The sequence below is a fragment of the Methylocella sp. genome, from assembly GCF_044226135.1.
GTDB lineage: Bacteria > Pseudomonadota > Alphaproteobacteria > Rhizobiales > Beijerinckiaceae > Methylocapsa.
The window spans coordinates 209,747-231,668 of record NZ_JBGAHM010000001.1 but is presented as its reverse complement, the minus strand read 5'-3'; the positions used below and the strand labels follow the sequence as shown (position 1 = coordinate 231,668).

The following is a 21,922-nucleotide window of genomic DNA, read 5'->3' as shown; positions in this document are numbered from 1 at the left end:
GGCGCGCCCCTTTCGGCCGCGCGCGCGATGAGCTTTCGCTGGGCTGACGCGGCGACCTGCGCCGGCCGGTGCTCCGCCGCGGTGATCGCGGACGGACAGATCGACGACGCCACGCCCGGCGCATTCCGCGCGTTTCTCGACGCCGCCGGAGGCGCGGCGCGCCGCCCCCTTGTGTTCCTGAATTCGAGCGGCGGAAAGATCGTGGCGGCGATGGAGCTTGGCCAGGAGTTTCGCGCCGCCCGGGCGACGGTGGTGGTCGCTGCGCCTGGCGACTATATCCCGCAACAGGCGGTCTGCTATTCGTCCTGCGTCTATGCGCTGATGGGCGCCGTGCGCCGCATCGTGCCGCCGGGCGGCCAGGTCGGCGTGCATCGCATCTTCGCCTGGCGCGGCGACAACCGCCGCTACGCCGGCGAAGGAATGACCTCCATGCTGCGGCGCTACACGGCGAACATGGGCGTCAGCGTCGATCTCGTGGCGCTCGCCGAGCGCGTCGACCCCGACCACATGCGCATCCTCACGCCGTCGGAAATGTCGGGCCTGCGGCTCGCGTCGACGAGCAACTGACGCGGAAGGCCGCCGCGCGGAGCGGCCGCCCGATCGCGCGACGGCGCGTGGCCTCAGTCGATCTTCTTGAGGCTCGACAGATCGACCTTGCCGTTCTGGCTGGAGAACTCCGGATCGCCGCCGCCGCTCTGCTGCACGCCGCTGATCCTGTGGTCGCCGCTGTCATAGGTCGAGATCTTGCCGTCCTTCTCGATCAACAGGCGCTTCTTGTCAGGGAAGAAGGCGTAGCGGAGATCGTTCTGGCCGCCGCTCGACGACGGCTCGCCAAGCGACTCGGGCCACCACTTTCCGCCTCCTGACATCGGCTTCATCGGCTCCATGGGTTTCATGGGCTCCATCGGCTTCATGGGCTTCATCGGCTCCATTGCGTCTTCGTCTCCTGAATTTGTCGTGGCGCCGCCGCAACGCGCCAGCGGTTTGAAAGTTGCCATGACGAGCGCACGATGGAAGGAGATGCGACATGAACGCCAACGCCAGACTGTTGCGGCTCGCAGCCGCCTCGGCCCTTTGCGTCGCGGCGACGCAGGCGGACGCGGCGGGCGCCGGCCGCGTCGCCTATGCGCCCTACGGCGCTTATTCTCACCAAGCCTGGCGCGACGGCGCCGTCTGGCCGCGGATCGCAACCGGAACCCTGCAGGAGCGCTGGGACCGTCCCGTGCATTATGTCAACGACCGGCCGGACATCGGCTCGTGGCGTCCCGTCGACGCGATCCAGGAGGATTACGACCAGGGGCCGGCCTACGCCCGCCGCTACTGGCGGCCCTATTTCGACTGGCGTGTTTATCGCTGAACCCATGGAACGTCCGCGCCAGAGGATCGTTCGCGGCCCGAATCGAACGGCGGGGCGCACGGACCATGGGTCAGGACATGAACTTGGACACGACTTCGCTTTTCGTCGGGCCGAATGAGCGGGCGACGATCAGCCTCCTCGTCAATGGAGAGACGCGAACGCTTGACGTCGAGCCGCAGGTCGCGCTGATCGACCTGTTGCGCGACCGGCTCGGACTCTACGGCGTGAAAAAGGGGTGCGACCACGGCCAGTGCGGCGCTTGCACCGTGTTGATCGACGGGCGCCGCGTCAACGCCTGCCTCGTCCTCGCGATCATGCTGGAGGGGGCCGAAGTGGTCACGGTCGAGGGTCTCGGCGCGCCGGGACGGCTTAGCCCCATGCAGGCCGCCTTCGTCGCGCGCGACGCGTTCCAGTGCGGCTATTGCACGCCGGGCCAGATCTGCTCCGCGACGGCCCTTGTCGCCGAAGCCCGGGCGATGTCCGGCGACGAAATGGCGGACGACGAAATCCGTGAGGCGATGAGCGGCAATCTCTGCCGTTGCGGCGCCTATCCGAATATTCTGGCGGCGATCAGGGACGTCCTCGCGTCCGGGCGCCGCGCCGTGGAGGCCGCCGAATGAACCGCTTCTCCTATCTGCGCGCCGAGACGGTCGCGGAGGCGGCGCGGGCGGTCGCGGGCGACGCCGGGGCGGCTTTCATCGCCGGCGGCACCAATCTCGTCGACCTGATGAAATATGACGTGGCGCGGCCGTCGCTTCTGGTCGACATCTCGCGGCTGCCGCTGCGCGGGATCGAGGAGACGGCGGCGGGCGGCCTGCGCGTCGGCGCCCTGGTCGACAACGCCGCGCTCGCCCGCGACGCGCGGGTTGAAGCCGGCTATCCGCTGCTTGCAAGCGCGCTGCTCGCCGGCGCTTCGGCGCAATTGCGCAACGCCGCCACCGTCGGCGGCAATCTCAACCAGCGCACCCGCTGCTACTATTTTTATGACGTCGCGACGCCGTGCAACAAGCGCGAGCCGGGGTCGGGCTGCCCGGCGCTTGAGGGCCTCAACCGCATCCACGCCATTCTCGGCGCGAGCGAGCAGTGCGTCGCGACCAACCCTTCCGACATGTGCGTGGCGCTGGCGGCGCTCGACGCCGTGGTTCATGTGGAAGGCGAGGGCGGCGCGCGCGCAATTCCCATCGGCGAATTCCACCGCCTGCCGGGCGGCGATCCCTCGCGCGACGTCACGCTGCGCCGCGGCGAGATGGTCGTGGCGGTCGAACTGCCGCCGCCGCGCTTCGGGGCCCGCCACAGCTATCTCAAGCTGCGCGACCGGCTGTCTTACGCTTTCGCTCTCGTCTCCGTCGCCGCCGCGCTCGAAATTGACGAAAATCTCGTGAAAACTGCGCGGGTCGCGCTCGGCGGCGTCGCCCACAAGCCCTGGCGCGATCCTTCGGCCGAGGCGTTGATGGAGGGCGAGGCGCCTTCGCCGGACCTGTTCGCGCGCGTCGCCGGCCATCTGTTGCGCGACGCGCGCGGGTTGAAACATAACAGCTTCAAGATCGAGCTCGCCCGCCGCGCCATCGTGCGCGCCCTGTCTCAGGCCGCGGCCGGCGCGCCGCAGAGCCAGAACGCCAAGAGCGTCAATTAGGCGAGATCGTCAATTGGGAAAGGTCATGGCCATGGTCGCCGCATCCTATGTCGGCGCCGCGCATCCGCGCGTCGACGGGCCGCTGAAGGTTTCAGGACAGGCCCGCTACGCCGCCGAATTCGGCGGCGGCGATCGTCTTTTCGGCGTCGTCGTTTCGAGCGCCGTGGCGAAGGGGCGCATCGCGCGCCTCGACGCCTCGCAGGCTCTCGCGACGCCGGGCGTCGTCGCCGTCTACAGTCATGAACATCGGCCAAGGGGCGCCTCGCGCGCCGCGCTTTATCGCGATCAGGTCGCGCCGCCCGGCGAGCCGTTCCGTCCGCTCCATGACGAGCGTATTCTGTTCGGCGGCCAGCCCGTGGCGCTTGTGGTGGCCAAATATTTCGAGACCGCACGCCACGCCGCGACGCTGGTGAAAATCGACTATGACGCCGAACCCCCGCAGACCGAACTCTCCGCTCGGCTCGACGACGCCTATGTTCCGCCGCGCAAGCGCCCAGGCATCGCGCCGCCGGCCGCGCCGCGCGGCGACGCGCGCTCGGCCTTCGACGCCGCCCCGGTCAGGATCGCCGGCCGCTACGTTCAGCCGGCGGAGTTCCACAACCCCATCGAGCCCCACGCCGCGACGGCGATCCTTGAGCCTGACGGGCGCCTGACGGTCCATGACAAGACGCAGGGCGCGCAGAACACGCAGGCCTATGTCGCGCAGGCGTTCGGACTGCCGGCGGACAAGGTTCGCGTCATAAGCCCGTTCGTCGGCGGCGCCTTCGGACTGGCCTTGCGCCCGCAGCCGCAGCTTTTTCTCGCGGTCATGGCCTGTCTCGACCTTGAGCGCGCGGTGACCGTGAGCCTGACGCGCGACCAGATGTTCACGCTCGGCTACAGGCCGCAGACGATCCAGTCGGTGAGCCTCGGCTGCGGGACAGACGGGCGGCTCTGCTCCGTCATCCACGACGCCGTGGCGGCGACCTCGCGCAGCGAGGATTATCAGGAGAATGTCGTCAACTGGTCGGGCCTGCTCTACGAGTGCCCGAACGCGCTCATGACCTACCGTCTCGCAAAGCTCGACGCGGCCACGCCGTGCGACATGCGCGCGCCCGGCGCCGCGACGGGCCTCTTCGCGCTCGAATCGGCGATGGACGAACTGGCCCATGCGGCGAGGCTCGACCCGCTGGAGCTGCGCCTGCGCAATTACGCGGAGCGCGACCTCAACGAAGACAGGCCCTACACGTCCAAGGCGCTGCGCCAGTGCTACGACGAAGGCGCGAAGGCCTTCGGCTGGAGCCGGCGCGGCTTCGAGCCCCGCTCCATGAGAGAAGGCCGCGAGCTTATTGGCTTCGGCATGGCGACCGGCGTGTGGGAGGCGTTGATGCAGCCGACTACGGCGAGAGCCCGCGTCGGCGCCGACGGGCGCCTCGAAGTCGCCACCGCCACCGCCGACGTCGGCACAGGCTCCTACACCATTCTGAGCCAGATCGGCGCCGACGCGCTCGGCCTGCCGATCGAGCAGGTCACGGCGCTCGTCGGCGATTCCTCCCTGCCGAAATCGCCGGTCGAGGGCGGCTCATGGGCGGCGGCCTCCGCCGGCGCGGCCGTGCGGCTCGCCTGCTGGAACTTGCGCGGCCAGCTGTTGCAGGCGGCGCGCGGCGTCGCGGCGTCGCCGCTCGCCAACGCCTCCATCGCTCATGTGGTCTTCGCCGAGGGATGTGTGATCCTCGCTTCCGATCCGTCGCGCCGCGTGAGTTTTTCCGACGCGATCCACAGCCTCGGACTCGACGCGCTCGAAGCCGAGGAGACGGCGCGGCGGGCGCCAGGCGTCGACAAGGCGTTTTCCGCCAATACGCATTCGGCGGTCTTCGTGGAGGTCAGGGTCGACGAGGAGCTTGGCGTCGTGCGCGTGACGCGCGTCGTAAGCGCGGTCGCGGCGGGGCTGATTCTCAACCCGCTTACGGCGCGAAGCCAGATCGTCGGCGGCGTGACGATGGGGATCGGCATGGCCCTGCACGAGGAAGGCCTCGTCGACGCGGCGCTCGGGCGCGTCATGAACCACAATTTCGGAGAATATCACCTCCCGTCCCATGCCGACGTCGGCGACGTCGAGGTCATTTTCGTGGCCGAGGAGGACGACAAGGTAAGTCCGATGGGCGTCAAGGGCGTCGGAGAAATCGGGATCGTGGGCGTCGCGGCGGCGGTCGCCAACGCCGTCTTTCACGCCACGGGCCGCAGGGTGCGGGAGCTGCCGATCACGCTCGACAGGCTGTTGTAGGCAGCCTACGCGTTCGGCCGATTGCGCGCGGCGATGAAGCGGTCGACGCGGATCGGCCGCGAACGACGCGGTCCGTCGGGCGCGCTTTTGCGCTCGTGGGCGTGACAGGCGTCGAGCCAGCCGTCTTTCCAACCGTCATGGGCGACGCCCCGGCCCGCGCGATCATGCGGATTGGCGTTGAGCGCCAGGCCTTGAGCGTAGGCTCGTACGCCGTGTTGATAGAAGCGGGCGTAGGACAGGGCCTCGCAGGAAATGCCGTCGCAGGTCATGGCGTCCTCCTGGCGGCCAGCTTCTTCCCGATCTGTTAACGAGACGTATAAAAGGACCGCGGCCGCGGTCATGCGCCGGCGCGCTCGGACCTCCGCGCCGCGCCCGGCGCGGCGATCGCCTGACGCGGCCGGGTCGGCAGGCCGATGGCTCGTCGTGTTCGGACCGCATCGCCACAATGGCGCCGGCTCATCTCCGGCCTGAACGGCTGCGTCCTTGTCGCCGAGCGCGAGGCCGGGCGCCCGCGCCTGTTGAGGTTCACGCCGCGCCCCGAAATGGGCGGCTGCGCCGCGGGCCGGACGCGCGGCGACGCCTCGGACCGGCGCCGTCCGGGCGTGTTGTGTTCTTGCTACGTTCCGGATTCGACGCAAGCGACGCGTCGCGGTTCAGGCCATGCGCGCCAGCGCGCGGCCTTTGCGCGAACGACTCAACCCACAAAGCGCCGGCGCCGAAGGCGATCCGCAACGCGAAATGTCTGACGGCTTTCGGGCGACAACATGCGCGACGGCGTCCAGACGATGCAGGTTTTTCCGCGGCCTGTAGAATTGCGATGGATTTCCACATGAACTTGTGCAAGGAACAAGCGATCCGATTTGCGTTTTTCAACTGTGGCGCCAACATTGAAAGCCTGATCGGCGATTCGGAGCGAAGCGTCGCGGCTCGCCGAGGCGAACAGCGTGTCGTTCGACCGGACCTCGCGCGCCATAACCTGTGAAAAGATCTCATGGACACATCACTCGAACGCATCCGGGCCAAAATCGCCGAATTCGAGCAGAAGATCGAAGATCTGCGCGCCGCAGAGCGCGTGCTCGCCGAGCTTGACGCTACCCCTGCGAAACGCGGCCGCAAACCTTCCGTCGCGGCCCCCGCGCTTCCGGATTCGTCCGCCGCGCCGCCGGCGCCGCGCACGCGCGGGCGTCGCAAGGGCGCGTCAAGAGGCGGCCCGCGGCAGACCATCGGGTCGGCTATCGGCGATGTGCTCGAAGCTCAGGGGCCGCTCACGGCGGCCGAAATTTCCGAGCACCTCAAATCGTCGGGGCGCGACATCACCAACCGCATGGTGTCCTTCGCGTTGCAGGCGATGAAAAAGCGCGGCCTCGCCAAGAACGCCGACGGCAAGTGGAGCTCGCTGAAGCCCCGCGCCAAATAGCGCTGCGCGTCCCGGTCGTCCTTGTCCACGGCCGGCGCTCACGGCCGCGCTTTTCATCTTCGCACAGTCGGGGCATCATGCCGCGATGAAGCCTGTCTACCTTGACTACAACGCCTCGGCGCCGATCGCGCCGGGCGTCGTCGCGGCCATGCTCCCGTTGATCGACGGCGTGTTCGGCAATCCGTCGAGCCGGCATTGGGCGGGGGCGCCGGCGAAGGCGGCGCTTGAGGCCGCGCGCGCGCAGACGGCCGCGCTCGTCGGTTGCGCGTCCGACGAAATCGTGTTCACGAGCGGCGGCACGGAGGCCGACAATCTCGCCCTTGCGGGCGTGTTTTTCGCGCGGGGCGGGCGCGGCGGCCATATCGTCGTCTCCGCCGTCGAGCACCCGGCCGTGCGCGCGCCCTGTCGTTTTCTTGAAAGGCTCGGGGCCGAAATTTCGGTCCTGCCCGTCGACGGCGAAGGCCGGATCGACTGCGACGACCTCGCCCGCGCAGTGCGTCCCGACACGATTCTCGTCAGCGTCATGCACGCCAACAATGAGGTCGGCGCGATCCAGCCGATCGCCGAAGCCGCCGCCGTGGCGCGCGCGCACGGCGTGCTGTTTCATGTCGACGCCGCGCAGTCGGCCGGCAAAATCGCAACCGAGGTCTCCTCGCTCGGCGTCGATCTCATGACTCTCGCCGGCCATAAATTCTCGGCGCCGAAGGGCGTCGGCGCGCTTTATGTGCGACGCGGAGTGGAGCTTGAGCCGCTGTTGCATGGCGGCGACCATGAGGCCGGACGGCGCGCCGGCACGGAAAGCGCGCTGCTTGCGGCCGGTCTCGGCGCCGCCGCCGCGCTCGCCTGCGATCTCGCTCCGATGGAGCGTGTGCGCGCGTTGCGCGACGCGCTTTGGGAGCTGTTGCGTGAGCGCTTCGGCGCCCGCGTCGTGCTCAACGGCGGCCTGCGCCATTGCCTTCCCAACACTCTGAGCGTCAGTTTCCCCGGAGAGGTCGGCGCCGAGATCCTCGCGCGGCTCGACGGCGTCGCGGCGTCGGCGGGCTCGGCCTGCCATGCCGGCCGCGTCGCGTTGTCGCCTGTGCTTGCGGCCATGGGGATCGCGCCGCAGGTCGGCATGGGCGCCGTGCGCTTCAGCCTTGGACGCGAGACGACGCGCGACGAAATCGAGGACGTCGCGGGGCGCCTCGGCGTCGTCCTGCGTCGCGCCGCCTGAGCCCGGCCGTGAGCAGGGAGACGGACATGCAGGCGCGCGACCGCCTTCGCGCCCTTCCTTCCGTGTCGGCCCTGCTCGCCGGCGCGCCGGGCGCGGCGCTCATCGAACGCTACGGCAGGCCCGCGGCGACGGCGGCCTTGCGGGCGGCGCTCGACGAGGCGCGCAGGGCCGCCGTCGACGGCGCGTCCGACATCGGCGCGCCCGACGCGCTCGCCGATCGCGCGCTGGCGGCGCTGGCCAGCGGCGACCGCAGCGGCCTGCGTCCGCTCTACAATCTGACCGGCGTCATTCTGCATACCAATCTTGGCCGCGCGCAGCTCGCCGACGCCGCCGTCGAGGCGGCCACGGAAGCCATGCGCTCGGCCGTCGCCCTCGAGTTCGACCTTGAGACGGGCCGGCGCGGCGAACGCGACGACCACCTGCGCGCCCTGCTGCGAGAGCTGAGCGGCGCGGAGGACGCCACGATCGTCAACAATAACGCGGCGGCCGTGCTGCTCGCGCTTAACGCGCTCGCCTGCGGGCGCGAGGCGATCGTCTCGCGCGGCGAACTCATCGAGATCGGCGGCGCCTTCCGCATGCCTGAGATCATGGCGCAAGCCGGCGTGAAGCTTGTCGAAGTCGGCACGACCAACCGCACCCATCTCAAGGACTACCGCGCCGCGCTCTCGCCCGAAACGGGCGTGATGCTCAAGGCGCATCCGTCGAACTATCGCATCGAGGGGTTCGTCGCGGAAGCCGACCCGCGGGAGCTCTCGGCCCTCGCGGACGAGGCCGGCGTCCCCCTGATGAACGATCTCGGCTCCGGCGTCCTTGTCGATCTTGCGCGTTACGGCGTCACGAGGGAGCCGACCGTGCGCGAGGCCGCGCGCCACGCCGGCGTCGTCACATTCTCGGGCGACAAGCTGCTCGGCGGGCCGCAGGCGGGATTCATCGTGGGGCGGCGCGCGCTGATCGAGAAAATCAACCGTAATCCGATGAAGCGCGCGCTGCGCGTCGACAAGATCCGCCTCGCCGCCATAGAGGCGACGCTGAAGCTCTACAGGGATCCCGAGCGGCTCGAAGCGCGCCTGCCGACGCTACGCTTCATCGCGCGCGCGCAGGCGGAGGTTGCGGCGCTTGCGCAAGGCCTCGCGCCACGCGTCCGCGCCGCGCTCGGCGGGAGCTTCAGCGTCGAGCCGGTCGCCTGCCGCAGCCAGATCGGCTCGGGCGCGCTGCCGCTCGACGCGATCCCGAGCGCCGGCCTCGCCGTCGCCGCAGCCGGGGGAGGCGGCGCGATCGAGCGCCTCGCCGCCGCGCTGCGTCGTCTCGAACGACCCGTCGTCGGCCGGATCGAGGCCGGCCGACTGATCCTCGATTTGCGCTGCCTCGAGGATGACGAGGCTTTTGTCGCCAATCTCCAGGGGCTGGCGGATGGGCTGGCGTGACGCCTTCAGGGCGCGGCTGTCGTCGCGCGGCGGACGCGCGCGCGACGCCGCGGCGGCCGCGGCCATGGTGGGGGCCGCCGCCGCGGCCGCGCGCGGCGCCAATGTAGCCGCGCTCGCGCTCTGGGGGCCGCTGGCCCACGCCGGCCGCGCGCGCGCGCAGAACAATGTCGGCGCGTGTTTTTCCGAAGGGCTCGGGGTGGGGCGCGACGACGCGCTGGCGGTCAGATGGCTGACGCTTGCGGCCGAAGCCGGCGATCCGGTCGGCCGGCGCAATCTCGCCAGCGCCCTTTATCGCGGGCTTGGCGTCGAGAAGGATCAGGCCCGCGCCGCCGCGCTCTATCGGCTCGCGGCCGACGCCGGCGACGCGGCGGCGCAGGACATGTTGAGCCACATGCTGATGGAAGGGGAGGGCGGCCCGTGCGATTATGCGCAGGCGCGCCGTTACGCGCTGGCCGCGGCCGAACAGGGCGTGGCCTCGGCCATGGCGCTGCTCGGGCGTCTGCATCATGACGCGCTGGGCGTCGCGCGCGATCCGGCCGCGGCCGCGCTGTGGCGCCGCCGCGCGGCCGAGCGCGGCCACGCCGACGCGCAGGCCCTGCTGGGCGCGGCGCTGCATATCGGCCAGGGCGTCGTCCGCGATGACGTCGAGGCGCTGGCCTGGCTGTTGCGCGCCGAACGGGGCGCAAGCCTGCTCGCCGCGAGATTCATGGGCTCCGTGCGCGGCGCGCTTTCGCCGGAAGACGTCGCGGAGGCCGAGCGGCGCGCGCGGATCGCGCCCGGCGCCGGCGCATGATCGTCGGGCTTGCCGGCCACATCGACCATGGCAAGACGGCGCTGGTGAAGGCGCTGACAGGCGTCGAGGGCGACCGCCTGAAGGAGGAGAAGGCGCGCGGCGTCACCATCGACCTCGGCTTCGCCTATCTGCCGGTCGACCGTCATCTTGTGATCGGCTTCATCGACGCGCCCGGCCATGAAAAGCTGGTGCGCGCGATGCTGGCGGGCGCGGGCGGCGTCGATTTCGCGCTGTTGACGATCGCGGCCGACGACGGGATCATGCCGCAGACGCGCGAGCATCTGGCGATTCTCGATCTTCTCGGCGTCTCGCGCGGGATCGTCGCGATGACCAAGAGCGATCTCGTCGGAGAAGACCGCCGCGCTGCGCTTAAAACCGAGATCGACGAGGCGCTGCGCGCCACGAGCCTCGCCGGCGCGGAAATTTTCGCGATCTCCAGCTTGACGGGAGAAGGCGTCGCCGCGCTCCGCTCAAGGCTTGTCGAGGCCGCCGGAACGCCGTCGCGGCGTCCGGCCGAGGGGCGTTTCAGGCTCGCCGTCGACCGCTCCTTCACGCTGCAGGGCGTCGGCGTCGTCGTCACCGGGACGATCCTGTCGGGCCGCGTGGATGTCGGTGATCATGTTATGGCGAGCCCAACAGGGCTTTCCGCGCGCGTGCGTTCGCTGCACGCGCAGAACCGGCCGGCCGAAAGCGCGGCGGCCGGCGAACGCTGCGCGCTCAATCTCGCCGGCCCGCATGTTTCAAGAGAGGCGATCCGTCGCGGCGACATGATCGTTGATCCCGTCGTGCACGCGCCGGCCTCGCGCGTCGACGCGAAATTACGCCTGCTGCCGGGCGAGCCGAAGCCGCTCGCGTCCTGGCGCGCCGTGCGCCTGCATCACGCCTCGGTCGAGGTTGGCGCTCATGTCGCGCTGCTCGAAGGCGACGAGCTCGCGCCCGGCGGCGAGGCGTTGGTCCAGCTCGCGCTTGAACGTCCGATCGCCGCCGCGGCGCAGGACCGCTTCGTGATCCGCGACGTCTCGGGCGCGCGCACGATCGGCGGCGGACGCTTCGTCGACCTGCGCGGCGCGGCGCGCAAGCGCCACACGCCCGAGCGCGAGGCGCAACGCGCGGCGCTCGCCGTCAATGACCCGGCCGCGGCCTTCGCCGCGCTGCTCGAGACGCCGCCCCATGCGCATGATCTTGCGCAGTTCGCGCGCGACCGCGCGCTCGGGCCGGCCGAGACGCAGGCGCTCGCCGAGGCCGAGGGCCGCGTCGTGCTTGAGGACAAGGAGGCGCGGATCGCGCTCTCCGGCGCGCGCTGGAGCGCCTTCGAAGCGGCCGTCGCGGCGACGCTTCAGGCCTTCCACGCCGAAAATCCGGACCTGCAGGGCATGGGCAAGGAGCGGCTTCGCGTGGCGGTCGAGCCGCGCCTTCCCGCCCGCGTCTTTCTGCCGGCGCTGCGGCTTCTGGCCCGGCGGGGCGCGCTGGGGCTTGTCGGCTCCTTCGCGCATGCGCCGGGCCATGAGGCGCGTTTCGCCGCCAGGGACGACGGCGTCTGGGCGCGGCTCGTCCCGCTGCTTGGCGGGGCTGAGCGCTTTCGCCCGCCGCGCGTGCGCGATCTTGCGGGCGCGACGGGAACGCCCGAGGCCGACGTGCGGCGCGTGCTCAAAACCGCCTCGCGCATGGGCCGCGTCGACGAGATCGCGCATGACCATTTTTTCATGCGGTCGACGACACATGAGATGACGAAAATCATCACAGATGTCGCGGCCGGCGCGAAAGACGGCGAGTTCACGGCGGCGGAGCTGCGCGACAGGCTCGACAACGGGCGCAAGGTGGCGATCCAGATTCTCGAATTCTTCGACCGTCACGGCGTCACGACGAGACGCGGCGACTTGCGTCGGGTCGATCCACGGCGGCTCGATCTCTTCGCTCCTCTTGAGCCGGGGGACGAAAAGGCGCAAGCTGGCTGAAGCGGCGGGGAGGAGAAGCGTTCCTGGTGGGGCGTCCGGACTTCAAATCCGGGTGGGGCGGGACGACCGTCTCAGGTGGGTTCGACTCCCGCTCTCCTTCGCCAGTTTCGTCTGCGCCAGTTTCGTCTGCGCCAGTTTCGTCTGCGCCAGTTTCGTCTGCGCCAGTTTCGTCTGCGCCACTTTCATCCGCGCGGACCGGATGTGCGCCAGCCGCGCCCGCGCCTGCGCCGTTTGCGCGGCCAAGGGTCAAAAAACCTTCATGTTTCGGCGCTTTGGTGGCGGCATCCCGCGGAAGGACCCTTCATGCTCGATCAGCCGTCTCCGGTCATCATACGCGTCTCGACGGAAAGCGACGTGCCCGCCATGGTCGAGATCTACGCCTATCACGTCGCTCATGGCGTGGAGGAGCCGACGGCGCGCGCCTCCGTCGAGGACATCCGCCGCCGCCGCAAGGCGATGATGAAGAAGCGGCTGCCGCATCTCGTCGCCGAGAAGGGCGGCGTGGTCGCGGGCTACGCCTACGCCGTGCCCTTTCTCAAGCGGCCGGCCTATCGTTTCGCCGTCAAGCATTCGATCTATGTGCGTCCCGACCATCAGCGCGCCGGCGTCGGCGGGCTTCTGCTCGAAGCGCTGATCGACGCCAGCGCCCGGGCCGGCTTTCGCCAGATGATCTGCTATGTCGACAGCGCCAACGCGCCGTCGCTGCGTCTGCACGAGCGCTTTCTGTTCGAGCGCGTCGGCGTCCTGAAGTCGGTCGCCTATCGCTTCGGGCGCTGGAGCGACACGACCCTGCTGCAGCGCCCGATCGGCGACGCCGACGAGACGCCGCCGGTCTCGATCGCGCCCGACCCGGCGTTCGACTGAGGCGGTCAGCCGCCGATCCCGCCGCCGCCGATTCTGGTTATGGCGAGCCCGGAGGGGCGCGCCGGCATGTCGTTCCTGAAATCGGGCCAGCGGGTCGACAGGTCTTCATAATATGACGGCCGGCCGAGTTCCGGCCGGGAGTCGCGTCTTCGCCTGGAGGCTGCGCCGTGACGAACAGGGTTTCGCCGTCAGGCGTCAGCAGCGGGCCGCAGACTTCGGCGCCGACGCCGCCGGGCGGCCGGAGGCATGGCGCGTCGCTGGCGAAACGCAGGTCGAAACTGGTTCTGGGGTCTTGAAACGGCGTGCGGCCTGCGCACGCGGCCCAGGCTCGGCAAGAAAAACGGTCAGGGGGACAAGACCATCGGCGCGCCCCGCCCGGAAAGGTAAATTTAATTTCAAGGCGGCTCTTGTAGAATGCGGCGGCGCCCCGCATATCCAGCGCGACCGGCGCAGCCACGCGAAGCTCAGCTTTGCGAGGACGCCCTTATTCGGCGACGTTGTTGCCTCGCCGTGCGAAATGTCGTAGCTTTAGGCATGTCCGCCCCTGTGAAGACTTATGGACGCGCGACACATGTTGGACGCGCTTTTTTGAGGCTTCTGGCCCTTTTTGGGCTGGTCTGGCTCTGCCTTCAGCCGTCTTCCCAAAACGCCGCGACCCAGGCCCATGCCGTCCAGCAGGCCGGTCTCCTCCAGACGTCGTCGCTCGAGCAGACATCTTCCGTCGAGGCGATGTCGCGCCTTGCGGCCTTTTCGGCCTGGGCCGGCGGCTCAGGCGCGCACATCGGGCCGCAGGGCGTTTTTGGAGGCGGCCTCCGGGTCGTCCCGACGGCCGCCGCGTCCGCGCTTGCGGGCGAACCGGCGCCGACCCTGAGCCGCTCCGTCGACGAAGGCGGCGCGCTTCTGTCGCCGGCGCTGTCGGCGGCCCCCGATGAAGCCGGCGAGCCGACGCTTGGCCTTGAAGAAGGTCTGCGCGCACGCTCCGCCCGTCGCCTCGTCCTTGTCCGCTTCGAGGCGTCGGCCGCCCGGGGCGTTCCGCCGCATGACAGGCCGCCCCGCGCCCAAGGCTGACTGACGACCCGACGGCGGCGCCTCCCGTTCAGGGGAGACGCGCGGCCGGTCGTCATTGAACGCTCCGGGCGGCGCGCGCCTCTTGCGCCTGCGCCGCTTCTCCCGAACGATTCATCCGTCAAGCGCAAAGGCGAGCGACCCCGTGCGACTCCTTGAAATTTCTTCGTCCCCTCTCAAACGGCTCCGAACCGGACTTCTCGCGGCCGCCGCCGCTCTGGCGCTCGCCGCCTGCGACGACGCCGCCAAGCCCGGCGCGGCGCCGGGCGCGGCCCTCGCCACGCCCGAGGTCGGCTATGTCGTCGCAAAGGAAGAGCCTCTTCCGCATGTGCGCGAGCTGCCGGGCCGCGTGGTGCCGACCCGGGTCGCCGAGGTGCGCGCGCGCGTCACCGGACTGATCGTCGAGCGCGCCTTCGAGCAGGGCAGCGTGGTCAAGGAAGGCGACCTGCTTTATCGCCTCGACCGCGCCCCGTTCGAGGTCGAGCTTGCGAGCGCGCAGGCCAGTCTCGCCAAGACCGAGGCGGCGCTGACGCTCGCCCGCCAGCAGGCCGAGCGGCTCGCCGCGCTGCTGCCGAAACAGGCCGCGAGCCAGGCGCAATATGACGTCGCGGCGGCGGGGCAGGCGCAGGCCGAAGCCGAGGTCGCGGGCGCAAAGGCCGCGCGCGACCGCGCCATGCTCAACCTCGGCTACGCCGACGTGCGCGCGCCGATCTCGGGACGCATCGGCCGCGCGCTCATCACCGAAGGCGCGCTCGTCGAAGCGCTCAGCGGGACCCCGCTCGCGACGATCCAGCAGATCGACCCGATCTATGTCGACATCACCCAGTCGGTGGGCGACCTCATCAAGCTGCGCCGCGACCTCGCTTCGGGCGAGCTCTCGCAGCATGCCGACGGCGCGGCCTCGGTCGAGCTGGCGCTGAGCGACGGCGGCGTCTATCAGCAGCGCGGCAGGCTCCTGTTCTCGGACGTGACCGCCGATCCGAGCACCGGCCAGGTGACGCTGCGGGTCAAGATCCCGAACCCCGACGGCGAGCTGTTTCCGGGCATGTATGTCCGCGCCCGCATCGAGCAGGCGATCGACGCCGACGCCATCATCGTGCCGCAGCAGGCGGTGCAGCGCACCGCCGACGGCCGCTCGCAGGTCTGGGTGATCCGCGATGACGACCGCGTGATGCTGCAGCCGGTCGAACTCGGCCAGGTGGTCGGCGCGAACTGGGTGATCCGCTCGGGGCTGCGGCCCGGGCAGAGAATCGTCGTCGACGGCTTCCAGAAGATCACCGCGGGCGCGCAGGTGCGCGCCGTGACGCAGCAGGCCGAGGCCGACGCGACCGCCGCGCCGCAGACGCCGGGCGAGACGACGCTCGCCGGGCGTCCGCATCCGGCGGCGCCGTCGCCCTGACCTCCTGAGCGCGGGCGTCGTCCCGCGAGATCTCCTTCAAGGAGCGCCGGCGCGGCGCGGGCGGCCTTAGGGGCTCGCCTCGTCGCGCGTCGGCCTCCGCCGCGGCCCCGCCGCGGGCCCGTTCCAGCTCACAAGGCGCCGCATGGCCAGCTTTTTCATCGACAGACCCATTTTCGCCTGGGTGATCGCCTTCTTCATCTGCCTTGGCGGAGCGATCGCCATTCCCAATCTGCCCGTCGCGCAATATCCGATCATCGCGCCGCCCTCGATCGCGCTCTCGACCGCCTATCCCGGCGCGACCGTCGAAAGCCTCTACACGGGCACGACGCGCCTGATCGAGGACGAGCTGAACGGCGCGGCCAACATCCAGAGCTTCGAATCGGCGTCGGACTCCTTTGGCGTGGTCGAGATCACGGCGACCTTCAAGCCTGGCACGGATCCGGGCTACGCCTCGGTCGAGGTGCAGAACCGCCTGAAGCGCGTCGAGGCGCGCCTGCCCGCCGAAGTGCGCCAGCAGGGCATTCTGGTCGAGGAGGCCTCGGCCGCGACGCTGCAGATCATCACCCTCGTCTCGACCGACGGGACGATGGACGAGGTGCAGCTCGGCGATTTTCTGATCCGCAACGTCATCAACGAGATCCGCCGCATTCCGGGCGTCGGCCGGGCCACCCTCTATTCGACCGAGCGCAGCCTGCGCGTGTGGATCGACCCCGACAAGCTGCGCGGCCTCTCGCTCGACGTCGCCGACGTCACCCGCGCGATCCAGACGCAGAACGTGCAGGTCGCCTCGGGCGCGGTCGGGGCGCAGCCGAGCCCGCCCACAAACCCCATGAACTTTCCGATCGTGGTGCGCGGCCAGCTCACCGAGCCCGAGGCGTTCGGCTCCATCGTGCTGCGCGCCAATCGCGACGGCTCCAACGTGCGCCTGCGCGACGTGGCGCGCATCGAGTTCGGCGGCGAGGACTACAAGTTCACCACCCGTCTCAACGGCGGCGAGGCGGCCGGCATCTCGGTCACGCTCGCGCCGGACGGCAACGCGCTGGCGACCGCCCGGGCCATCCGCGCCAAGATGGAGGAGCTTTCCGAGTTCTTCCCCTCGAACGTCAAATGGGACATCCCCTACGACATCACCCCGACGGTCGAGGCCTCGGTCAAAAAGGTGATGATGACGCTGATCGAGGCCGTGGGCCTCGTCTTCCTCGTGATGTTCGTGTTCCTGCAGAACGTCCGCTACACGCTCATTCCGATCATCGTGGTGCCGATCGCGCTGCTTGGATCTGTGACCGTCATGCTGCTCGCGGGCTTCTCGATCAACGTGCTGACCATGTTCGGCATGGTGCTCGCGATCGGCATTTTGGTCGACGACGCCATCGTGGTGGTCGAGAACGTCGAGCGCATCATGAATGAGGAGGGGCTGCCGCCGAAGGAGGCGACGCGCAAGGCGATGGGGCAGATCACCGGCGCCATCATCGGCATCACCGTGGTGCTGGTGTCGGTGTTCGTGCCCATGGCCTTCTTCCCGGGCTCGGCCGGCATCGTCTATCGCCAGTTTTCGATGGCGATGACGACCTCGATCGCCTTTTCGGCCTTTCTCGCCCTGTCGCTGACGCCGGCGCTCTGCGCGACGCTGCTGAAGCCGGTCGCCAAGGGCCACGGCCATGCGCGGGGCGGATTCTTCGGCTGGTTCAACCGCGGCATGGAGCGCGTCACGGCGGGCTATGGCCGCGCGACCTCGACGGCCATCGGCAAGGCCGGGCGGATGATGCTCGTCTATCTCGTCATCTGCCTCGGCGTCGGCTACGCCTTCTGGCGCACGCCGCAGGGCTTTCTGCCGGTCGAGGACCAGGGCTTCTTCACGGTCGACATCCAGACGCCGCCGGGCGCCTCCTTCAACCGCACCCTCGCCGCGGTGAAGAAGCTCGAAGACCATCTGCTGGCGCAGCCGGGCGTGGCGACGGTGACGATCGTCAACGGCTTCTCCTTCTCGGGACAGGGACAGGTGACCTCGCAGGCCTTCGTCACGCTGAAGCCGTGGAGCGAGCGCGACAAGGCCAATTCCGCGGCGGCGCTCGCCGCGGGCGTCAACCGCGCGCTCGCCCACTACCGCGACGCGACGATTCAGGCGCTTGAGCCGCCGCCTGTCGACAATCTCGGCAACAGCTCCGGGTTCAGCTTCCGTCTGCAGGACCGCGGGCAGAAGGGCTATGAGGCCCTGACCGCGGCGCAGGAGCAGCTGCTCGCGCTCGCCCGCAAGAGCCCCGTGCTGCAAAACGTCTTCGTCGAGGGGCTTCCGCCCGCGCCGCAGGCCGAGCTCGTCGTCGACCGCGAGAAGGCGGCGGCGCTCGGCGTCGGCTTCGACGCCATCAACAACACCATCCAGGGCAATCTCGGCTCGGTCTATGTCAACGACTTCCCGAGCCGCGGCAAGATGCAGCGCGTGATCGTCCAGTCGAACGAGCGGCAGCGCCTGACGACCGACGACCTGCTGAACTACTCCGTGCCCAACGCGCAGGGCGCGATGGTGCCGATGTCCTCCTTCGCCGAAGTCAAATGGTCGGTCGGCCCGGCGCAGATCGTGGGCTTCAACGGCTATCAGTCGGTGCGCTTCACCGGCGAGCCGGCGGCCGGCCGCACCACTGGCGACGCGATCGCCGAGATGGAGCGGCTGATGCAGGAGCTGCCGAAGGGCTTCGGCTACACCTGGACCGGCCAGTCGCTGCAGGAGAAGGAGGCGGGGTCGCAGGCGACGCTGCTTCTCCTGCTGTCGGTCGTCATGGTGTTCATGTGTCTCGCCGCGCTCTATGAAAGCTGGTCGATCCCGCTGTCGGTCATGCTGGTCATCCCGCTCGGGATCATCGGCGCCTTCGCGGCGGTCTATCTCAAGGGCGCGCCGAACGACGTCTATTTCAAGATCGGCCTCATCACCGTCATCGGCCTCGCCGCGAAGAACGCGATCCTGATCGTCGAATTCGCCAAGGACCTGTGGCGGCCGGGCGTCGATCTCGTCGCCGCCACGGTCGAGGCGGCGAAGCTGCGCCTTCGCCCGATCCTGATGACCTCGCTCGCCTTCATCTTCGGCGTGGTTCCGCTCGTCGTGGCGAGCGGCGCGTCGTCGATGAGCCAGCGGCAGCTCGGCGCGGGCGTGCTCGGCGGCATGCTGTCGGCGACCTTCCTCGCCGTGCTCTTCGTGCCCGTGTTCTTCGTGGTGGTGATGCGCGTCTTCCGCGCGAAGCCGCGCGAGGAGGGCGGCGCGCCGCCGGCGGAGGCGGGGCCGGACGGGGCGGCGTCGGCGCACGTCCCGACGCATTGAGGCCCGGGCCGCCCGCGCGTGCGGCGGGCGGCCCGCTCCGACGGGCGCGACGTCGGCGCAGCTTGCGTTTGGGCGGGGGATGTCGGAAAAGCTCTGGACGCGCCCCCGGCTCCGGCGGGCTTGCGGCTTCGCGTCGCCGCGCGCGCGGCCGAACGCCCTTGAAGGAGACTCCATGCCGACCGGGACGAAGCCGCGCCGCGCCGGTCTTTCGCGTCGCGACGGCGTTTCCCGGGGCCGTTCCTGCGGGCTGACCGGCGCGCTGCTCGTCGCGCTGGCGCTGTCGGCCTGCGCCTCGGCGCCGCCGCCGGCCTTCGATCTCGAGGCGGCGCGGGGCGGTTATGGCGCGCGCCAGGCGCGCCGCGCGCAGATCGCCGTGGCGGAGCCCGCCGCGCTGCCGCTGCTCGACGGCGATCGCATCGTGGTGCGGCGCTCCGACGCCGAGGTCGCCTATCTGTCCGGCGCGCAATGGTCGAACCGCCTGCCGCAGATGCTGCAGGCGCGGCTGATCGCGAGTTTTCAGAACGCGAGCCTGATCCGCGCCGTGGTCGCGCCGGGCCTCGTCGCCGACTATGAATTGCGCAGCCAGCTGCGCCGCTTCGACTATGACGCCGCGCGCGGCGTCGCCGAGGTCGAGATCGCGGTCCAGATTTTCGGCGCGGCCGGGCGCATCGTGGCGGGAAAGGTGTTTGTGGCGACGGCGCCGGCTTCGGGCGGCGACCCGGCCGCAGTCGTCGCCGCGCTCAACGCCGCGAGCGCCGACGTCATGCGCCAGATCGTGCTCTGGACCGCCCCGAAGATCTAGAGCATTTTCAGTCAAAGTTGCAGACTTTTACGTGAAGAGATTGCGTAAAAGCAAGATGTTAGAGCGCGTCCACGACTCGATCGACGCCGAACGCGCTCTCGCGGGACGGAAGATCTGGCGGCGAAGCCTCAGAGACGGTCGGCGATCGACGGGCTCGCCGAGCCGCCGGCCGGGACGCGCCGCTCGTCGGCGTCCTCGCCGATCAGCGCCAGCGCGGATTCGGCGAAGCGTGCGGCGTCGCCCAGGGCCGAATAGGGCGCGGTGGCGAGCGCCATGTTGCGCCAGAGCGTCTCGTCGCGGTCGAGCAGGCTCATGAAGAAGGCGAGGCCGCGCGGATTGTCGGGCTCGACCACGAAGCCGTTGACGCCATTGCGCACGAGAAGGTCGCGCGCGCCGCAATTCTCGGACACGATGGTCGGCAGGCCGAGCGCCTGCGCCTCGATGACCACATTGCCGAACTGCTCCTGCAGGCTCGGCAGGATGAGGGCGAGGCTCGAGCCGAGCAGGGGACAGACCTCCTCGATCTGCAGGAAGCCGTGGAAGATCACGTCGTCGGCGATCTGCAGGCGCTCGGCGTGGGCCTTCAGCTCCGCTTCGAGAGGACCCGAGCCGCACAGGCGCAGCTTGCGCGGGCGCGCCGCGCCGGCGCGGTACAGCGCATAGGCTTCGAGCGCCATGGCGATGTTTTTCTTGGGGACCATGCGCGCGACGATGATGAAGTCGCGCTCCGCGAAAGCCGGGCCGCCCGGCGCGCGGTCGACGCCGGCGAGGCGCCGGATGCGGTCGGTCGAAATCGCGTCATAGTTGAGGGCGATGCGTTTCTCGGACATGCCGAGAAAGCGGAAATAATCGGCCGAGCGTGTGCCGGCGGCGATGGCGCCGCTATAGGGCAGATAGAACAGCTTCTTGACGATCTCGCGCCCGACATAGCGTTTGTAGTCGTCGAATTTTGAATCGTTCATCACGAAGACCCGGCTGCCGGCAAGGCGCAGCAGCAGCGCCGTCAGGAACACATAGGGCGTCTCGTAGTGGCAGAAGAAGAAATCGGCCGGCCGCAGCGCGAAGCAGGCCCTGACCAGCTCCCTGATCTTGCGGCGCAGCGGCACCTCGGTGATCTGCGCGTCGGTGAAGAGGGTGCGCTTCTCGAAATGAATCCCATCCTCGGGGCGCCAGTCATAAACGGAGCTCGCGCCGCCGAGCTCGACGCCGACGACCCGGCGTGACCGGCCGAGACGGACCGCGAGGGCGTCGCAGCGGTCCGTATGGACCGGGCCGAAATTCTCCCAGACGAAAACGACAGCGCGTTTGCTCATCGCCGCGCTCCTCGCGCGAGGGGGCGGACGGCGCGGGGCGCGGACACGGCTTCGCTAAGAATCATGGTCCTCTCGCGCCCACGGGCGAAGTCGCCGATAAGAACTACCGCGGATTGTTAATTCGCTTTTGTCGAAGACACGCCGCAACGCGGCGACGGCTCCTGAATAGCGGCGTCCGATTACATAACGCTTCAAAATAAACAGACGCTTTCGAGCGTTTGCTGCAAAAAGCGTTGAAGGTCAATATCGCCGCCGACGCGGCGCGCGCGCATGAAGCGCCACGGCGGCGGCGGGGTCGCCGGATTGGCGCCCGCGCCGCTCGGCGCGAACGGGCCGGCCACGCGCATATTTCTGAATCCGGAGCGTTTCCGCGCCTGGCGCTCACGGCGCGGGCGTTTTTTCGGCGACAGCTTTCAAATTCGCGTCAAGCGGCGTCCGGCGCCGGGTCAGGCTCGCGGGCCGCCCCGGGAGACCCCCACCTTGGCCGGGCGCAGCACGCGCTCGCCAATGACATAACCCGGCTCGACCACCTGGGTCACGGTGCCGCTCGGCAGCGATTCGTTCGGCTGCTCGAACAGGGCCTCATGCAGGTTGGGGTCGAACTTCTGACCGGCCGGGTCGATCTTCTTCACGGAAAAGCGCTCGAGCCGCGAGGCGAGGTCGCGCTCGGTGAGTTCGAGGCCCTCCATCAGCGTTTTGAAGGCGCCTTCGGCCCCGGCGCGGGCCTCGGCCGGCACGCTGGCGAGCGCCCGGGTCAGATTGTCGGCGACGGTCAGCATCTCGCGCGCGAAATTGGCGACGCCATAGGATTTCGCGTCGGCGACTTCCTTTTCGGTGCGCCGGCGCAGATTCTCCATGTCGGCGAGCGTGCGCAGGAGACGGTCCTTGAGACCCTCGTTCTCGGTCTTGAGCGCCTCGAGCACGACGAAAGGATCCTGCTCCTTCGCCGCTGCGGCCGTCTCGGCGTCGGAGCGCCCGGCGTCGGCGGAGTCGTCGGCGTTCTTAAAATCGTTCATGGCTCAATCTTTTGTCGAAAGGCCGGGCGGGCGCCCGCGCCGCCCCGGATATCAGCCTTGGCGGCGAAAAATCAAGCGCGCCGCCCATTTCGGCGCCG

General features: G+C 69.6%; 20 protein-coding genes and 1 tRNA gene. 15 read left to right on the top strand and 6 right to left on the bottom strand.

Features of this window, described 5'->3' with window-relative positions:
• Nucleotides 1–27: 27 nt before the first annotated feature.
• Nucleotides 28–567 (top strand): hypothetical protein, encoded by a 540-nt coding sequence (locus tag ACILRB_RS01160; RefSeq protein ID WP_395664463.1) that lies wholly within the window; start codon nucleotides 28–30, stop codon nucleotides 565–567.
• Between the two features lie 53 nt (nucleotides 568–620).
• Here the strand turns inward: ACILRB_RS01160 and ACILRB_RS01155 are convergent, their stop codons facing one another.
• Nucleotides 621–932 (bottom strand): hypothetical protein, encoded by a 312-nt coding sequence (locus ACILRB_RS01155; RefSeq protein ID WP_395664462.1) that lies wholly within the window; start codon nucleotides 930–932, stop codon nucleotides 621–623.
• 95 nt (nucleotides 933–1,027) lie between these two features.
• Between ACILRB_RS01155 and ACILRB_RS01150 the strand changes: the two genes are divergently transcribed.
• From ACILRB_RS01150 to ACILRB_RS01135, 4 genes are all read left to right on the top strand, one after another.
• Nucleotides 1,028–1,357, top strand: coding sequence for a hypothetical protein (locus ACILRB_RS01150; protein ID WP_395664461.1), 330 nt, complete (start codon nucleotides 1,028–1,030; stop codon nucleotides 1,355–1,357).
• Between the two features lie 77 nt (nucleotides 1,358–1,434).
• Nucleotides 1,435–1,977, top strand: a complete 543-nt coding sequence (locus tag ACILRB_RS01145) for a (2Fe-2S)-binding protein (RefSeq protein ID WP_395664460.1) — start codon at nucleotides 1,435–1,437, stop codon at nucleotides 1,975–1,977.
• Nucleotides 1,974–2,990: an FAD binding domain-containing protein gene (locus ACILRB_RS01140; RefSeq protein ID WP_395664459.1), complete on the top strand. Its 1,017-nt coding sequence runs from the start codon at nucleotides 1,974–1,976 to the stop codon at nucleotides 2,988–2,990. The genes ACILRB_RS01145 and ACILRB_RS01140 overlap by 4 nt, the downstream gene beginning before the upstream one ends.
• Nucleotides 2,991–3,015: 25 nt before the next feature.
• Nucleotides 3,016–5,253 carry a xanthine dehydrogenase family protein molybdopterin-binding subunit gene (locus ACILRB_RS01135; protein WP_395664458.1) on the top strand — a complete coding sequence of 746 codons (2,238 nt, stop codon included), beginning with the start codon at nucleotides 3,016–3,018 and terminating at the stop codon, nucleotides 5,251–5,253.
• Between the two features lie 5 nt (nucleotides 5,254–5,258).
• Here the strand turns inward: ACILRB_RS01135 and ACILRB_RS01130 are convergent, their stop codons facing one another.
• The gene (locus tag ACILRB_RS01130) at nucleotides 5,259–5,522 is read right to left on the bottom strand and encodes a hypothetical protein (protein WP_395664457.1); all 264 of its coding nucleotides are present in this window, start codon (nucleotides 5,520–5,522) and stop codon (nucleotides 5,259–5,261) included.
• Nucleotides 5,523–5,947: 425 nt separating this feature from the next.
• Nucleotides 5,948–6,226, bottom strand: coding sequence for a hypothetical protein (locus tag ACILRB_RS01125; protein ID WP_395664456.1), 279 nt, complete (start codon nucleotides 6,224–6,226; stop codon nucleotides 5,948–5,950).
• Nucleotides 6,227–6,244: 18 nt separating this feature from the next.
• Here ACILRB_RS01125 and ACILRB_RS01120 point away from each other — a divergent pair, with 18 nt between their 5' ends.
• The 10 genes from ACILRB_RS01120 to ACILRB_RS01075 all read left to right on the top strand — a co-directional run bounded on the left by ACILRB_RS01120 (nucleotide 6,245) and on the right by ACILRB_RS01075 (nucleotide 19,495).
• Nucleotides 6,245–6,670: a hypothetical protein gene (locus ACILRB_RS01120; protein WP_395664455.1), complete on the top strand. Its 426-nt coding sequence runs from the start codon at nucleotides 6,245–6,247 to the stop codon at nucleotides 6,668–6,670.
• 85 nt (nucleotides 6,671–6,755) lie between these two features.
• On the top strand, nucleotides 6,756–7,883 hold the full coding sequence (locus ACILRB_RS01115) for a cysteine desulfurase family protein (protein ID WP_395664454.1): 1,128 nt from the start codon (nucleotides 6,756–6,758) through the stop codon (nucleotides 7,881–7,883).
• Nucleotides 7,884–7,909: 26 nt separating this feature from the next.
• Nucleotides 7,910–9,307 carry an L-seryl-tRNA(Sec) selenium transferase gene (selA, locus tag ACILRB_RS01110; RefSeq protein WP_395664486.1) on the top strand — a complete coding sequence of 466 codons (1,398 nt, stop codon included), beginning with the start codon at nucleotides 7,910–7,912 and terminating at the stop codon, nucleotides 9,305–9,307.
• Nucleotides 9,294–10,100, top strand: coding sequence for a tetratricopeptide repeat protein (locus ACILRB_RS01105; protein WP_395664453.1), 807 nt, complete (start codon nucleotides 9,294–9,296; stop codon nucleotides 10,098–10,100). The genes selA and ACILRB_RS01105 overlap by 14 nt, the downstream gene beginning before the upstream one ends.
• A complete protein-coding gene (gene selB / locus ACILRB_RS01100) occupies nucleotides 10,097–12,055 on the top strand; it encodes a selenocysteine-specific translation elongation factor (RefSeq protein ID WP_395664452.1) in 1,959 nt (652 codons plus the stop codon). Before ACILRB_RS01105 ends, selB begins: the two co-directional genes overlap by 4 nt.
• Before the next feature lie 8 nt (nucleotides 12,056–12,063).
• Nucleotides 12,064–12,159: transfer RNA gene (locus tag ACILRB_RS01095), tRNA-Sec, on the top strand.
• Nucleotides 12,160–12,358: 199 nt separating this feature from the next.
• Nucleotides 12,359–12,919, top strand: coding sequence for a GNAT family N-acetyltransferase (locus tag ACILRB_RS01090; protein WP_395664451.1), 561 nt, complete (start codon nucleotides 12,359–12,361; stop codon nucleotides 12,917–12,919).
• A 1,210-nt stretch (nucleotides 12,920–14,129) separates the two neighbouring features.
• Nucleotides 14,130–15,383 carry an efflux RND transporter periplasmic adaptor subunit gene (locus tag ACILRB_RS01085; RefSeq protein WP_395664450.1) on the top strand — a complete coding sequence of 418 codons (1,254 nt, stop codon included), beginning with the start codon at nucleotides 14,130–14,132 and terminating at the stop codon, nucleotides 15,381–15,383.
• A gap of 142 nt (nucleotides 15,384–15,525) precedes the next feature.
• Entirely contained in the window at nucleotides 15,526–18,693 is a 3,168-nt protein-coding gene (locus ACILRB_RS01080) for a multidrug efflux RND transporter permease subunit (RefSeq protein WP_395664449.1), read from the top strand.
• Nucleotides 18,694–18,865: 172 nt separating this feature from the next.
• Complete coding sequence (locus ACILRB_RS01075) at nucleotides 18,866–19,495, top strand: ABC-type transport auxiliary lipoprotein family protein (protein WP_395664448.1); 630 nt, start codon at nucleotides 18,866–18,868, stop codon at nucleotides 19,493–19,495.
• 128 nt (nucleotides 19,496–19,623) lie between these two features.
• Here ACILRB_RS01075 and ACILRB_RS01070 read toward each other — a convergent pair whose 3' ends face one another.
• The 3 genes from ACILRB_RS01070 to grpE all read right to left on the bottom strand — a co-directional run bounded on the left by ACILRB_RS01070 (nucleotide 19,624) and on the right by grpE (nucleotide 21,824).
• Nucleotides 19,624–20,808, bottom strand: a complete 1,185-nt coding sequence (locus tag ACILRB_RS01070; RefSeq protein WP_395664447.1) for a glycosyltransferase — start codon at nucleotides 20,806–20,808, stop codon at nucleotides 19,624–19,626.
• Nucleotides 20,809–20,999: 191 nt separating this feature from the next.
• Nucleotides 21,000–21,155 (bottom strand): hypothetical protein, encoded by a 156-nt coding sequence (locus ACILRB_RS01065; RefSeq protein WP_395664446.1) that lies wholly within the window; start codon nucleotides 21,153–21,155, stop codon nucleotides 21,000–21,002.
• 99 nt (nucleotides 21,156–21,254) lie between these two features.
• Entirely contained in the window at nucleotides 21,255–21,824 is a 570-nt protein-coding gene (gene grpE / locus ACILRB_RS01060) for a nucleotide exchange factor GrpE (protein ID WP_395664445.1), read from the bottom strand.
• Nucleotides 21,825–21,922: the final 98 nt, after the last annotated feature.